We start from the raw sequence: 14,473 nt of genomic DNA on the forward strand, positions 1-14,473 counted from the left end.
GGGGCTTATTTATTTTTGAAACGATCAGCAACCTGCAGGTCTTTATTGCCCGAGGCATACCTGTAAAAGCCTTCCCCACTTTTTACCCCTCTGTTGCCTGCCTCTACCATATTGACCAGCAGGGGACAAGGGGCATATTTCGGGTTCCCTAAGCCTTCATGGAGTACTTTTAGGATGGAAAGACAAACATCCAGTCCTATAAAATCCGCCAATTGAAGCGGTCCCATAGGGTGGGCCATGCCCAACTTCATTACCGTATCTATTTCCTGAACTCCTGCTACACCTTCGTATAAGGAATAAATGGCTTCATTGATCATGGGCATCAAAATCCTGTTGGCCACAAAGCCGGGATAGTCATTTACTTCTACTGGGGTCTTCTCGAGTCCTCTGGACAGTGACATTATCTGGGAACAAGTTTCGTCAGCAGTTTTGTAGCCCCTAATGACTTCTATCAATGGCATTACAGGAACAGGGTTCATGAAATGCATGCCAATGACTTTATGGGGTCTGGCGGTGGCGGACGCTAGTTTAGTAATGGATATAGAGGATGTATTAGAGGCGAGGATGGCTTCTTTGGGGCAATACTGATCCAGCTGTTTAAATAGCTCGAGTTTTAAGGTGGTTTTTTCCGTTGCGGCTTCTACTACCAAATCGGCCGTTTGCACTCCTTTTTCCAGATCGGTGAAGGTTTTGATCCTGGATAGGGTCTCTTCCTTTTGCTCAGGACTAATTTTATCCTTGGCCAGTTGGCGGTCAAGGTTTTTGGCAATAGTATTTAAGGCTTTTTCAAGGGCTTTGTCATTAAGGTCGATCAGAGAAACTCTGTGTCCATATTGGGCAAATGTGTGGGCGATGCCGTTGCCCATTGTACCTGATCCGATTACTGAAACATTTATCATAAAAATTGGGGTAAGTGTTCACTTTGAAGAAGGAAATATAAAATGCTGCCATTTCTTACTAAATCTAAATTTTAATGACTGTTTATCCAACATCAGGCGGGAAATTAAGCAGATTGTTGCTGAACGAAAGTCGGTTTTGTCCATATTTCTGTACCTTTGGGGCTATGAAAATACTCAAGGAACTGGGCAAAATATCCAATTTGCCGATTACACGCTTTACCGGTAATGGTGCATACCTACAGCTTTCTAATGGGGAAGAGATATTGCTTCCAAAAGGCTATCTGAAAGGAGATGAAAAGGAAGGTGATGAAATGGAGGTGTTCGTCTATACTGACAGTGAGGATCGGCCTGTGGCCATTACGGACAGGCCTTTAGCTTTGGTAGATGAGTTTGCAGTATTGGATGTTAAGGAAGTAACCCAGTTTGGAGCTTTTATGGATTGGGGACTACCAAAGGATCTTTTCGTGCCCAAATCTGAAATGGGCCAGCCCATTACAGAGGGAAGGAAGTATTTGGTCATGGTGTGCGTAGATTATAAAACCAACCGTTTGATAGGTGTGTCAAAGTACCAGGACTTTATGCTTGCCGATACCGCGGATTTTAGTGAAGGGCAGGAAGTACGCGCCTTGGTTTTCGATAAGACGGAGTTAGGCTACAAAGCCCTGATCGATCAACATTATGAAGGATTGATTTACAGCAATGAGGTGTTTAAGCCTTTGAACATTGGAGATGATATCATTGCCTATGTGAAGAAGAGAAGAGATGATGGCAAATTGGATCTACAGCTTACGCCCATCGGGCGGCAAAAATATGAAGAAGGGGCAGAAAAAATCTTAGATGTTTTAAAAATCCAGAAATTTTTGCCCCTTCATGATAAATCATCCCCCGAAGAAATCAAAAAGACTCTTGGGATGAGTAAAAAGCACTTCAAACAGTCCATTGGTCAACTTTACAAAAGTAAGAAAATCGTTATCCTAGAGAATGGGATAGAAATCGTTGACTAACTCAACTTCAAGATTTCCATCGGTTTGGTACAAAGCACCGCCTTTTCCCGTTTGATGGCTATTGGCGCCTTGATCAGGTAAGGGTATTTGACCAGAATATTCAACCAGCTTTCATCATCCCAGGCTTTACCTGCGATCAGGGACTGGTAATCGGGGTGGGCCCGGTTAAGCAGGTCCTTGGGACGCAGTTTGAGCTTTTCCAGAATGGTCCTCCATCCGGTAGTGGTGATCGGTTCCTTCTCCATATTGATCTCATTGACATATCTGGATACAGACCGCGCATAAGCTCTCGCTTGCTTGTCAATGGAATGAGAAGGAATATAATAGAAGAATAATTCGCTAGGGTGCATTTTCATGTCAAATTGGTTTGAGATTCTAATAAAAATACAAAAAATATTGAGAAATCCAAATAATTGACTTCTATAAAAGTTAAATTCAATTGGAATTATGGTAATTTTCAAATATGGATTTAGAAAATTTTAAAATAAAAGCCAAGGGGGAATACAGTAATTTTAAAAAACTGAAAGGTCGATTACGGAAAATCAAACCAAAAGCACTTGACCAAAAATTTTCGGACGCACATGAAGTCCAATTTGAGAAAATGGATTGTCTGGAATGTGCCAACTGCTGTAAAACCACGAGTCCGATTTTTCTTCAAACCGATATCGACCGTTTAGCCAAGGTATTCCGGATGAAGTCTTCTGAATTTACCGATGAGTATCTTCACCGGGACGAGGAGGGAGACTTTGTTTTGAACAGCTCTCCCTGCCCGTTTTTGGGAGAGGACAATAAGTGTTTTGTTTATGATTCCCGGCCCAAGGCCTGTCGGGAATATCCTCATACCAACCGGAAAAACATGCACGGGATTTTGACCTTGACTTTAAATAATACACTGGTTTGTCCTGCAGTACACGAAATCTTTCAAGTCTTTTCCAAAGAATTTAGGAAGTAAGCTATTCTGTTTGCTATTTTAGGAGCCAAAACCTATTAAAACCTTAAACCATGAGTAATCAACAAGAACACTTTTTAGGTGTAGATGTGGGGGGAACCCACTTGAAAATTGGGAAAGTCAGCCAGCAGGGAGAAATTGTTTCTTTTGATAAAGAGGATACCCGCCATTACAAAGAAGCCCCTCAGGGCTTCAATGCGTGTTTTGTGGATGTGATAGGAAAGTACCTTTCCAAATATCCAGAGATCAACAAGGTGGGCATCGGCCTTCCAGGATTAATCAACAAAGACCGGACGACAACCTTGGAAATTCCAGCAATTCCAGCTTTGGACGGTTTCAATCTAAAGGGAGCTTTGCTGGAAAAGTATCCTGAAAAATCGTTTTTTCTTGAAAATGATGCCAGTGCGGCAGCCATGGGGGAGTATAAGTTTGCTTCTTCCAAACCTTCTCCGAATTTCCTTTTTATCACCATGGGCACGGGTATCGGAAGTGCGGCTGTGGTGGATGGAAAGATTTTCAAAGGGGCCAGAGGCAATGCCATGGAAATGGGACATATGCTGTCCAGGGGCAATGCCCGTTTGGAAACCCTTATCGGAAGGAACGGGATATTGGAAATCCTGAAGCGCATGATCAATGCCTATCCGGAAAAAGCAGGTGAGCTGATGGACAAAGAACTGGGGACGCACCTGTTGGTAGATACTGCCGAAGCTGGAAATGAAGTCTCTCAGATGACATTCGATGAGGTCGCCCAAATTATGGGAGAAGCCATCGTCTCCACCGTACGTATCCTGGATGTAAATGAGATTTATTTTGGCGGGGGAATTTCGGCAGGTCTTCAATTCATGATGCCGGTGTTGGAAAAAACGGTTCGCCAATACCTGACCCGTTATTATACAGATGAGCTGCAGTTAAAGAAGGCCACATTGGGAAACAATGCCGGGACTTTGGGAGCAGCCGCTTTATGCTTTTAAAAGGAATTGATTAGGGGTTTAAAGTGGTAATTGTCACTTCGCTGACCCTGTTGATCGCATTCAATCGAAAGAGAACCTTTAGGGGTTCTTTTTCTGTTTTAACTCCCTCACACTCCTGGGAAGGCTCAAGGAAGTAAAAAAAGAAGCTTTGGCTTTTATCCAGCAGTTCCACCCTGTCTGGCCTTCCAAAGGTAAGGATCAGCTCTTGGTTATTGGCTTCCAAAAAGGTGTTTTTGATTTTTCTTATTTCTTCCAAATCCTGCATCCGGAGACCTTTGCAGCCGTACCTGTCCTTTTTCCAGTTGTCCAGATTGATGTTTCCCGCATCAAGTTTACTGGAACAAGAAGAAAAAGAGGTAAGCATAGCTGTTATCAGAGCCAAGTAAAGCAAACGAAGGTTCATAGATGTTGTCCTTTGGTAAATCAAAAACCGAAGGTACGATATGAATGCAAAAAGTAAAAACCTGCAAAATGAATTTAAATGTGCTGATTTCAGTTAGCATTCCCGGGAGAGGGAAGCCTGGAAGATAAAAAGTGGAGGAGCTCAGTAACAATTGATGGAGCTAAAGTATTCTTATTGTCAGGAAATTATAGCGTTTGGACTGCATGCAGTGCCATCGAGGTAAGAAAATCATGACCTGACATCAGGGTATTCTTTCATCTTAACCCTTATATTAGCAGTTTAAATTACGCATGTATGAATCATAGATTTGCAAAAGCCTTTCATTTAATCTCTGTATTGTTCTTCATTATTGTCTTCATGTACATTTATTCGGCCTTACCAGAGCAGGTGAGTTTTGAGTTGGATGCGGAGGGAAGCCCTTTAAAAGTAATCGGAAGGGACACCTTTTTTTACATGGGGATAGGGGCATTTGTCATCCTTAATGTGTTGTTGGTGACTCCTGCAAAAATGATTGAAAGTAAGGCGACGTTTAATATCCGTAAATTGTTCCAAAATGGGGATCCCTTCAAGGATCACATGTTGACCTGGATATATTCTTTTGTGGCCATCATCAATGTCTCCATTGTGATCGTGTCACTTTATATTCATGGACTAAACGGCGACATTGATACATTTGGTAAACCAAGCGGATTTGGATTATATTTATTGCCTGTTTTCTTTTTGGCGTGGATAATCGCCCTGTTTGTGATTTTATCCACGAAAATGAAGGCAATCAAGTCCAATTCAGAATCATAATTACCCAAAAATAGAGTAAGTACCCATGGCAGAAAAAAACGTACAGTATACCGAGGATAGCATCAAATCGCTGGACTGGAAAGAGCATATCAGGCTGAGGCCCGGTATGTATATTGGGAAATTGGGAGATGGTAGCGCTCAGGATGATGGTATCTATGTGCTGGTGAAGGAGGTACTGGACAACAGTATAGACGAGCATATGATGGGCTATGGTCGAACCATTGATGTGAAAATCAGTGAGCATAAAGTGGAGGTGCGGGATTTTGGACGAGGTATTCCGCTGGGTAAGGTGATCGACTGTGTGTCAAAGATCAATACGGGGGGGAAATATGATTCAGGAGCCTTCCAGAAATCGGTCGGTCTAAACGGTGTGGGTACCAAGGCCGTGAACGCCCTTTCGGAATATTTCAAAGTACAGTCCTACCGCGACGGACAGACCAAAGTGGCGGAATTCACTAAAGGTGAATTGGTGGAAGACCGGGAAGTCACCACTACTTCCGAACGGAACGGAACGAAGATCGTCTTCTCCCCGGATGCTTCTGTTTTCAAGCATTATCATTTCATTCCCGAATACCTGGAAAACCAAATCTGGAATTATGCTTTCCTGAATGCAGGGCTGAGCATCAACTTTAATGGTAAGAAGTTCTTTTCGGACAAAGGCTTGCATGATCTTTTGGACCGAAAAGTAGATGATGACAGCAAAAGGTATCCTATCATCCATCTAAAGGGCAATGATATAGAGATAGCTTTGACCCATACCAACCAGTACGGGGAAGAGTACTATTCCTTTGTCAATGGGCAGTACACCACCCAGGGAGGTACCCATTTGGCCGCTTTCCGTGAGGCCATTGTGAAGGCAGTCAGGGAATTTTTCAAAAAAGACTACGATGCGGCCGATATCCGCCAAAGTATTGCTGCGGCCATCGCGGTAAGGGTGCAGGAGCCGGTATTTGAATCCCAGACCAAAACCAAACTGGGGTCGCAGAGTGTAGGGCCTGACGGGCCTACGTTGAGGACCTTTGTCAATGATTTTGTCAAAACAGAACTGGACAATTACCTGCACAAAAATCCGGATTCTGCCAATGCTTTGTTGAAGAGGATCCTGCAATCAGAGCGGGAGCGCAAGGAAATCTCCGGTATTAAAAAACTGGCAAACGAAAGGGCCAAAAAGGCCAATTTGCATAACAGAAAGCTTCGGGACTGCAGGGTGCACTACGACGATGCAAAAGCAAATGAAGAAAAGAAAAATGAAACCATGCTTTTCATCACTGAAGGGGATTCGGCTTCAGGATCCATCACCAAGTCCAGGGATGTACAGACCCAGGCGGTATTCTCTTTAAGGGGTAAGCCACTCAACTGCTTTGGCATGACCAAAAAAGTGGTCTATGAGAATGAAGAGTTTAACCTCTTACAGCATGCCCTGAACATTGAGGATGGTATTGATGGGTTAAGGTACAGGAAAATAGTGATCGCCACGGATGCCGATGTGGACGGTATGCACATTAGACTATTGATCATGACCTATTTCCTTCAGTTTTTCCCAGACTTGGTGAAGAACGGTCACCTGTTTATCTTGGAAACCCCCTTGTTTAGGGTGAGGAATAAGAAGGAGACCATCTATTGTTATTCGGAAGAGGAAAAGCAAAGGGCCATTGCCAAGCTGGGCAATAAGCCGGAGATCACCCGATTTAAAGGTTTGGGGGAAATTTCACCTGAAGAGTTTGGAGGTTTTATTGGTGAAGACATCAGGTTGGAGCCAATTATCTTAAGGAAGGATACCAAGATTGCCGATTTACTATCCTTCTTTATGGGCAAAAACACCCCGAACAGGCAAACTTTCATCATCGATAACCTTAAAGTGGAAAAAGACATCGTCGATGAAAAGGACAAAGCCAAGCAGGAGGAGGACAAGGAGGAGACCGAGGCAGCCTGATTCGATGGGAACTCTGAGCAGTCCATTTTAAAACAGACAAAAGGTAAAGTATGAGTGATATCGAAAACAACGGTCCAGAGGGAAACGGAGAAGCCTTACATGACTCCGTTCCTGTGACCGGAATGTATAAAGAGTGGTTTTTAGATTACGCTTCCTATGTAATATTGGAGCGGGCAGTGCCGGCCATAGAGGACGGTTTTAAGCCTGTTCAGCGGCGGATCCTTCATGCGATGAAGGAAATGGATGATGGCAGGTTCAACAAAGTGGCCAATATTATCGGTCAGACCATGCAGTACCACCCGCATGGCGATGCGTCCATCAGCGATGCCATTGTCAATTTGGGGCAAAAGGACCTTTTGATCGAAACCCAGGGGAACTGGGGGGATATTAGAACCGGGGATGGGGCCGCAGCTGCCCGATACATCGAGGCTCGTTTATCCAAGTTTGCCCTGGAGGTAGTCTTCAATCCGCAGACCACGGAGTGGCAGCTATCCTATGATGGTAGAAAACGGGAACCTATTACCTTGCCCGTGAAATTCCCTTTATTACTTGCCCAAGGGGTAGATGGGATTGCAGTGGGGCTTTCCACCAAAATCCTTCCTCATAACTTCTGTGAGCTGATCAGTGGCTCCATAGATGTGCTTAAAGGAAAAAGCACCAATGTTTTACCTGACTTCCCTACCGGTGGCCTAGCGGATTTTTCGGAGTATAATGAAGGTTTGAGAGGGGGTAAGATCAAAGTAAGGGCAAGGATAGAAGAAGGAGATGGCAAGAGTCTTTTGATCAAGGACATTCCCTTTGGGACCACCACCACTTCCTTGATTGATTCCATAATCAAGGCCAATGACAAAGGGAAGATCAAGATCAAAAAAGTGGTCGACAATACGGCCCGGGATGTTGAAATACAGGTGTTTTTGGCTTCAGGACAGTCTCCGGACATGACCATTGATGCTTTATATGCCTTTACAGACTGTGAAGTTTCCATTTCACCCAATGCCTGCGTTATCATTGATGACAAGCCCGTGTTTATCAGTGTCAACGATATTCTGGCATACAATACAAAACAGACCAAGGAACTGCTGAGGAGGGAGCTGGAAATCCGCAAAGGGGAGTTGATGGAGAAGTTGCTGTTCTCCTCTTTGGAAAAGATTTTCATAGAAAACAGGATCTATAGGGATATTGAGGAATGCGAGACTTGGGAGGCTGTTTTGGAAACTATCGACAGGGGACTGGATCCTTATAAGCCGGAGTTTTACAGGGAAATTACTCAGGAGGATATCACCCGACTGACTGAGATCAAGATCAAGAGAATTTCTAAGTTTGACAGCTTTAAGGCAGATGAGCTGATGCGCAAGCTTCAGGAAGAGCTGGAAGAGGTCAACCATAACCTGGAGCACCTGACCGATTATGCTATTGATTACTATAAAGCATTGCTGAAAAAGTACGGCAAGGGCAGAGAACGAAAGACAGAAATCCGCACTTTTGATACCATCCAAGCTACTGTAGTAGCTGCCAATAATGCCAAACTCTATGTCAACCGTAAGGACGGTTTTGTTGGGTATGGGCTTAAAAAGGATGAGTTTATCTGTGACTGTTCTGATTTGGATGATATCATCGCATTCAAAAATGACGGCACCTGTGTAGTGACCAAAATTCAGGACAAAGTCTTTGTCGGCAAGGACATTATCCATGTGGGCGTATTCCGCAAAGGGGACGAGCGTATGGTTTACAATATGATTTACCTGGACGGAACTTCGGGAAGGGCAATGGTGAAGCGCTTCCAGATCCTCAGCGTCACCCGTGACAGGGAATATGTGCTGACCAAAGGTACCAAGGGATCGAAGGTGCTGTACTTTACGGCCAATCCCAACGGTGAGGCGGAAATCGTGACCGTTTATCTTACCCAAGGAAGTAAAGCCAGGGTCAAAGTGTTTGATTTTGATTTCAAGGATATCGATATCAAAGGGCGTGGAGCAGGCGGAAATATCCTGACCCGTTACCCGATAAGGAAGGTACAGCTTAAAATGGAGGGCGTTTCTACTTTAGGAGGGCTTGATGTTTATTTTGATGAGTCAGTGGGAAGGCTGAATACAGATGAGCGCGGAAAGCTCATTGGAAACTTCTTGGGAGATGATAAGATCATTGCTTTTTATCAGGATGGAAGTTACGAACTGACTTCCTATGAGCTTACCAACCGGTACGAGCCCAACTCGATTATGCTTATTGAAAAGTATGATCCGGACGCGGTTATTTCCGGTATTTATTATGATGGGGTAAGTAAGAACCATTATGTCAAGCGGTTTAAGATAGAAACCAGTACGGTCAACAAGCGGTTTAATTTTATTTCTGATCATAAAAAGTCAGAGCTGGTGGTGGTTTCTACTGACAAGCAGCCACAGGTGAAGGTAAGCCTCAAAAAAGGCAAAGAAACGGAGGTGGTGGAATACGACCTGGACATGCTGATTGATGTTAAGGGATGGAAGTCCGTAGGGAATAAGCTTTCTATCCATCCTGTGAAAAGTATCCAACTTCTGGAACCGGCAAAAAAGGAATCTCCTAAGAAAGAGACCAATGAGGGGGATAGTGTGGAAGTAGGATCGACCGTAGACCTAAAGGTTAAAAATGACGACGAAGATCAGCTAGGTTTGTTTAAGAATGAAAACTGATCAGGTGGACTTAGCACTGCTGGATTACCTTTCCCAATACATTACAGATCATAAAAGGGCCAAGATGGAAGAAGTCTTGGCCTTAAGGTCACGGTATTTTACTTTGGTGCTGGAGGATATTTATAAACCCCACAATGCCAGTGCCGTGGTGAGGACTTGTGATTGCTTTGGAATCCAGGATGTACATATCATCGAGAAGGTTAACTCTTACAATGTCAATCCTTATGTGACCAGGGGAGCAGCCCAATGGGTGGATATCCACAAGTACCAGGAGGAGGTGGACAAATCGGCTGTAAACAGCTGTTTTGAGCAGCTAAGGGGGCAAGGGTATAAGGTTTTTGCCACTTCACCACATGGAAATAGCATTCCGTTAAGTGAATTGCAGCCCGATGAAAAAATAGCCTTGGTGTTTGGTAATGAGCATGCAGGTGTCAGTCAGGAAGTGATCGAAAAAAGCGATGGGGTGGTACACATTCCCATGACCGGATTTACGGAGAGTTTTAACATTTCTGTCAGTGCATCAATTTGTTTGTACGATTTGCAGCAGAAAATAATCAAATCCCGACCTGATCTCTATTACCTCTCCGAAGAAGAGAAAATGGAACTTCGGTTCCGCTGGTATAAAAGTGTGGTGAAAAATGCGGACATCCACATCAAGCAGTTTTACCAGGAAAAGTGATGAACCCATACTTTTCATATGAAAAGAGGCTTTTCCATAAATTAACTTTGGAAGTTTAACTCGCGAATAGTTTATTCTTTGTGGTAAAACTTTTCAATCCGTAAGTGAATTTGCATATTTGCATACTTAATGCACCTGTTTGTAAAGGTGTTTTGTTTCATACAATTTAGCAATATTAAATGTCTAACAATTTAATTAACATCACACTTCCCGACGGGACAGTGAAACAATTTGAAAAAGGAACTACCGGCTTACAAATCGCGCTTAGTATCAGTGAGGGATTAGCCCGGAACGTTCTTGCAGCCAAAGTAAACGGAGACGTTTGGGATGCCACACGGTCCATTTCGGAAGATGCCGAGGTGCAACTGTTGACTTGGAATGACAAAGAGGGCAAGTCTACTTTTTGGCATTCATCTGCCCACCTGATGGCTGAAGCTTTGGAAGCTTTGTATCCAGGGGCCAAATTTGGTATAGGCCCGTCCATTGAGACTGGTTTTTATTACGATGTGGATTTTGGTGAAAAGCAGGTCGATGGAAATGAACTGGAAGCCATTGAAAAGAAGATGGTGGAACTTGCCAAGCAGAAAAATGAATACATCCGTAAAGAAATCTCCAAGAAAGATGCCGTAGCTTATTTCGAGGAGAAAGGTGATGAGTATAAGTTGGATCTGATTGATGGCCTTGAGGATGGAAAGATCACCTTTTACGAGCAGGGTAATTTCGTAGACCTCTGTAGGGGACCTCACGTACCCAATACCGGTTTTATCAAAGCGGTAAAACTCACCAATATCGCAGGAGCCTATTGGAGAGGAGATGAGAAAAATAAGATGCTGACCAGGATTTATGGGGTGTCTTTTCCTAAGGCTAAGGAGCTGAAGGAATATTTGGAAATGGTGGAAGAGGCCAAGAAGCGGGACCATAGGAAATTGGGCCGTGAGCTGGAACTTTTTACTTTTTCTGAAAAAGTAGGGATGGGATTGCCATTATGGTTGCCAAAGGGGACACTATTGAGGGAGCGTTTGGTAGGCTTTCTTAAAAAGGCCCAGGACAAGTCCGGTTACCAGCAGGTGGTGACACCGCACATTGGTCACAAGGCCCTGTACGAAACGTCAGGCCACTATGAAAAGTACGGGAAGGATTCCTTTCAGCCGATAGCCACGCCACATGAAGGAGAGGAGTTTCTGTTGAAACCGATGAACTGTCCTCACCATTGTGAAATCTATAAGCATAAGCCAAGGTCTTACAAGGATCTACCTATTCGTTACGCAGAGTTTGGCACGGTCTATCGATACGAACAAAGCGGTGAACTGCATGGATTGACCCGTGTGAGGGGCTTCACTCAGGATGATGCGCATATTTTCTGCCGCCCTGATCAAGTAAAGGAGGAGTTTATCAAAGTGATAGATTTGGTGCTTTACGTGTTCAAGGCGCTCGGATTTGATGACTATACCGCACAGATTTCCCTTAGAGATCCTGAAAACAAGGAGAAATATATCGGAGGGGACGAGGCATGGAACAAAGCAGAAGCAGCCATTGTGGAAGCGGCACAGGAGAAAGGTCTGGTGACCGTTACCGAGTTGGGTGAGGCAGCCTTTTACGGGCCAAAGCTGGACTTTATGGTAAAAGACGCTTTGGGAAGAAGCTGGCAGTTGGGGACCATTCAGGTGGATTATCAACTTCCGGATAGGTTCCAGTTGGAGTACGTAGGCTCAGATAACCAGAAGCACCGTCCGGTGATGATCCACAGGGCACCTTTTGGTTCCTTGGAGAGGTTTGTTGCTGTTTTGATCGAGCATTGCGCCGGTAATTTCCCACTTTGGTTGTCACCAGAGCAGATCAATATTTTGCCGATTTCAGAGAAATTTATAGATTACGCCGAAACCATCCATCAGGTATTGGAGGAGAACGATATTTCTGGATCCATCGATAACAGGGATGAAAAAATCGGTAGGAAAATCAGGGATGCCGAAGTGAAAAAAGTGCCTTTTATGCTTATTGTGGGCGAAAAAGAGCAGGCTGAAGGAAAAGTATCTGTCCGTAAGCATGGAGAAGGAGATATTGGAAGTTTTACCGCCGAGGAATTCGTCGCCTACTTCAAAAATATTATTTCGGAATCTTTGAGTAAATAAAAATAAAAGCTAAAAAAGTTGTGGTATTTTAATAATTAAAAAAATATCCGATATTTGCAGTCAAATTCATTCAATCAACTATAACTATTTTGAGAGGAAGAAAACCGTTTAAGCCGAGACAAGAAGAACCATATAGAGTGAACTCTAAAATCAGGGCTCGAGAAGTGAGAGTAGTAGGGGATTTTGTAGATGGGGGCAATGTGGTCCTTTCTACAGATCAAGCCATCAAAATCGCTCAGGAGCAAGATCTTGATCTCGTAGAAATTTCTCCAAACGCTAATCCACCGGTATGTAAGGTGATTGATTATGCGAAGTTTAAATATGAGCAGAAAAAGAAGCAGAAGGAAATCAAAGCCAATGCTGCTAAGACTGTTCTTAAAGAAATCAGGTTTGGGCCTAATACCGATGAACACGATTTCAGCTTTAAACTAAAACACGCCATGAACTTCCTGAAGGACGGAGCCAAGGTAAAGGCTTACGTTCACTTTGTCGGCAGGTCGATTGTCTTCAAGGAGCGGGGAGAAATGTTGTTGTTGAAATTTGCCCAGGCGTTGGAGGATTACGGTCATGTGGAGCAGCTTCCCAAAATGGAAGGTAAACGAATGAATATGTTCATTGCTCCCAAAACCAGTAAGAAATAATTTCAACTAATAATACAGTGTTATGCCAAAAGTAAAAACTAAATCAAGTGCGAAAAAAAGATTCAAATTGACTGGATCTGGAAAAATCAGAAGGAAGCATGCTTACAAAAGCCACATCCTGACCAAGAAAGCTACCAAGAGAAAGAGAAATCTTACTAAAATGGGAGAAGTTCATGAGTCTGATGTGAACAGAGTAAAAGACATGTTGAGAATCTAATTTTCCAACAAACAAATTAAGGTTATTTATTCACCAGATGCTTGGTACTAAAAGACCAGAAGACGGAAGTCAGATGGCACCAAGAGTCAAAAAATTAATTAATTATGCCAAGATCAGTAAACGCGGTAGCGTCAAGAGCAAGAAGAAAAAAAGTACTTAAAGCTACAAGAGGTTATTTCGGAAGAGGTAGCAATGTATGGACTGTAGCAAAAAACAAATACGAAAAAGGTTTACAATACGCTTACAGAGATAGAAAGGCCAAGAAAAGAGAATTCAGAAGCCTTTGGATCCAGCGTATCAATGCCGGTGCCAGAGAACATGGCATATCTTATTCACAATTCATGGGTCTGCTCAAGAAAGCGGATGTTGAGCTGAACAGAAAAGTTTTGGCTGACCTTGCCATGAATCATCCAGAGGCATTTAAAGCTGTAGTTGAAAAAGTAAAGTAAGGAGCACTAACTTACTTATCTAAAGCCCCTCAATGAGGGGCTTTTTTGTTTGTCAATATTTTTCGTTTTTGCGCCTTGCTATTTCCTTATTTTCGTTATATTGAAGCCAACGCTGTACAAATATTGAAAAACACATAGGCCAAATAGGGGTGGCGTACCCGCAACAGGGAGAAGCCTGTTATGCGCATAATAAAACAGGGAAGGGGCATTCCCCGCCTTTGCCCGTCTTGAGTTCTTTTTCCCTTTTGAGGGCAGAGGCTTGAGCGTAGAAAAACTCAACGTGGATAACCATCCAAGGTCTGTACCTAATGGTAAATCCTTTCTTGGCGAAGGTGTTGTGTGAATGAAATCGATTGATGAGGTCAGTTGTCATTCCTGTATAGGTTTTCCCAGAAGAAGGAGAGAATAAAACGTAAACGGTAAAAAGTTGTTCCATGCGAGAAAAGATAAAAAATAAAGGCAAAATGAAAAAGGCCTCCAAAATGGAAGCCTTAAATGTAGTCGCGATGGCTATCGGGATGAGTTGAACGCGTGTCCGCCGCGGCGGATAAGAATCGGAGCGCCAAATGTTATAGATAGTATGGCAGTATTTGGTTCTTGATCCATTCTCTGCCTTTGCCCGTCTTGAGTTCTTTTTCCCTTTTGAGGGCAGAGGCTTGAGCGTAGAAAAACTCAACGTGGATAACCATCCAAGGTCTGTACCTAATGGTAAATCCCTTCTTGGCGAAGGTGTTGTGT

The 14,473-nt window shown here is 43.5% G+C and carries 16 protein-coding genes; 11 read left to right on the forward strand and 5 right to left on the reverse strand.

The window, feature by feature from the left end; genetic code table 11:
* Nucleotides 1-5 precede the first annotated feature (5 nt).
* Nucleotides 6-899, reverse strand: coding sequence for a 3-hydroxyacyl-CoA dehydrogenase family protein (locus tag ACYVAA_RS16015; protein WP_460543550.1), 894 nt, complete (start codon nucleotides 897-899; stop codon nucleotides 6-8).
* Between the two features lie 164 nt (nucleotides 900-1,063).
* Here ACYVAA_RS16015 and ACYVAA_RS16020 point away from each other — a divergent pair, with 164 nt between their 5' ends.
* Nucleotides 1,064-1,903 (forward strand): CvfB family protein, encoded by an 840-nt coding sequence (locus ACYVAA_RS16020; protein ID WP_460543553.1) that lies wholly within the window; start codon nucleotides 1,064-1,066, stop codon nucleotides 1,901-1,903.
* Here the strand turns inward: ACYVAA_RS16020 and ACYVAA_RS16025 are convergent.
* Entirely contained in the window at nucleotides 1,900-2,259 is a 360-nt protein-coding gene (locus ACYVAA_RS16025; RefSeq protein WP_460543555.1) for an arsenate reductase family protein, read from the reverse strand. The genes ACYVAA_RS16020 and ACYVAA_RS16025 overlap by 4 nt on opposite strands.
* A 107-nt stretch (nucleotides 2,260-2,366) precedes the next feature.
* Here ACYVAA_RS16025 and ACYVAA_RS16030 point away from each other — a divergent pair, with 107 nt between their 5' ends.
* Both ACYVAA_RS16030 and ACYVAA_RS16035 read left to right on the forward strand, forming a co-directional pair.
* A complete protein-coding gene (locus ACYVAA_RS16030; protein WP_460543557.1) occupies nucleotides 2,367-2,855 on the forward strand; it encodes a YkgJ family cysteine cluster protein in 489 nt (162 codons plus the stop codon).
* A gap of 50 nt (nucleotides 2,856-2,905) precedes the next feature.
* Complete coding sequence (locus tag ACYVAA_RS16035) at nucleotides 2,906-3,823, forward strand: ROK family protein (RefSeq protein ID WP_460543559.1); 918 nt, start codon at nucleotides 2,906-2,908, stop codon at nucleotides 3,821-3,823.
* Nucleotides 3,824-3,833: 10 nt separating this feature from the next.
* Here the strand turns inward: ACYVAA_RS16035 and ACYVAA_RS16040 are convergent, their stop codons facing one another.
* Complete coding sequence (locus tag ACYVAA_RS16040) at nucleotides 3,834-4,187, reverse strand: hypothetical protein (RefSeq protein ID WP_460543561.1); 354 nt, start codon at nucleotides 4,185-4,187, stop codon at nucleotides 3,834-3,836.
* Nucleotides 4,188-4,520: 333 nt separating this feature from the next.
* Between ACYVAA_RS16040 and ACYVAA_RS16045 the strand changes: the two genes are divergently transcribed.
* From ACYVAA_RS16045 to rplT, 8 genes are all read left to right on the forward strand, one after another.
* Nucleotides 4,521-5,021, forward strand: a complete 501-nt coding sequence (locus ACYVAA_RS16045; RefSeq protein ID WP_460543563.1) for a DNA topoisomerase IV — start codon at nucleotides 4,521-4,523, stop codon at nucleotides 5,019-5,021.
* Between the two features lie 25 nt (nucleotides 5,022-5,046).
* Nucleotides 5,047-6,954, forward strand: a complete 1,908-nt coding sequence (locus ACYVAA_RS16050) for a DNA topoisomerase IV subunit B (RefSeq protein ID WP_460543565.1) — start codon at nucleotides 5,047-5,049, stop codon at nucleotides 6,952-6,954.
* 50 nt (nucleotides 6,955-7,004) lie between these two features.
* Nucleotides 7,005-9,620, forward strand: a complete 2,616-nt coding sequence (locus ACYVAA_RS16055) for a DNA gyrase/topoisomerase IV subunit A (protein ID WP_460543567.1) — start codon at nucleotides 7,005-7,007, stop codon at nucleotides 9,618-9,620.
* Nucleotides 9,610-10,299: a TrmH family RNA methyltransferase gene (locus tag ACYVAA_RS16060; RefSeq protein WP_460543568.1), complete on the forward strand. Its 690-nt coding sequence runs from the start codon at nucleotides 9,610-9,612 to the stop codon at nucleotides 10,297-10,299. Before ACYVAA_RS16055 ends, ACYVAA_RS16060 begins: the two co-directional genes overlap by 11 nt.
* 179 nt (nucleotides 10,300-10,478) lie before the next feature.
* Nucleotides 10,479-12,428, forward strand: coding sequence for a threonine--tRNA ligase (thrS, locus tag ACYVAA_RS16065; RefSeq protein ID WP_460543570.1), 1,950 nt, complete (start codon nucleotides 10,479-10,481; stop codon nucleotides 12,426-12,428).
* 89 nt (nucleotides 12,429-12,517) lie between these two features.
* Complete coding sequence (infC, locus tag ACYVAA_RS16070) at nucleotides 12,518-13,069, forward strand: translation initiation factor IF-3 (protein WP_460543572.1); 552 nt, start codon at nucleotides 12,518-12,520, stop codon at nucleotides 13,067-13,069.
* Nucleotides 13,070-13,091: 22 nt separating this feature from the next.
* Nucleotides 13,092-13,286: a 50S ribosomal protein L35 gene (rpmI, locus tag ACYVAA_RS16075; protein ID WP_137403792.1), complete on the forward strand. Its 195-nt coding sequence runs from the start codon at nucleotides 13,092-13,094 to the stop codon at nucleotides 13,284-13,286.
* A 104-nt stretch (nucleotides 13,287-13,390) separates the two neighbouring features.
* Nucleotides 13,391-13,735, forward strand: coding sequence for a 50S ribosomal protein L20 (gene rplT / locus ACYVAA_RS16080; RefSeq protein WP_460543575.1), 345 nt, complete (start codon nucleotides 13,391-13,393; stop codon nucleotides 13,733-13,735).
* A 178-nt stretch (nucleotides 13,736-13,913) separates the two neighbouring features.
* On the opposite strand, the gene ACYVAA_RS16085 is transcribed toward rplT, so the two are convergent.
* Nucleotides 13,914-14,171 carry a GIY-YIG nuclease family protein gene (locus ACYVAA_RS16085; RefSeq protein WP_460543578.1) on the reverse strand — a complete coding sequence of 86 codons (258 nt, stop codon included), beginning with the start codon at nucleotides 14,169-14,171 and terminating at the stop codon, nucleotides 13,914-13,916.
* A gap of 133 nt (nucleotides 14,172-14,304) precedes the next feature.
* Nucleotides 14,305-14,424, reverse strand: a complete 120-nt coding sequence (locus ACYVAA_RS16090) for a hypothetical protein (protein ID WP_460543584.1) — start codon at nucleotides 14,422-14,424, stop codon at nucleotides 14,305-14,307.
* Nucleotides 14,425-14,473 lie beyond the last annotated feature (49 nt).

The sequence above is a fragment of the Echinicola sediminis genome (genome assembly GCF_054777495.1).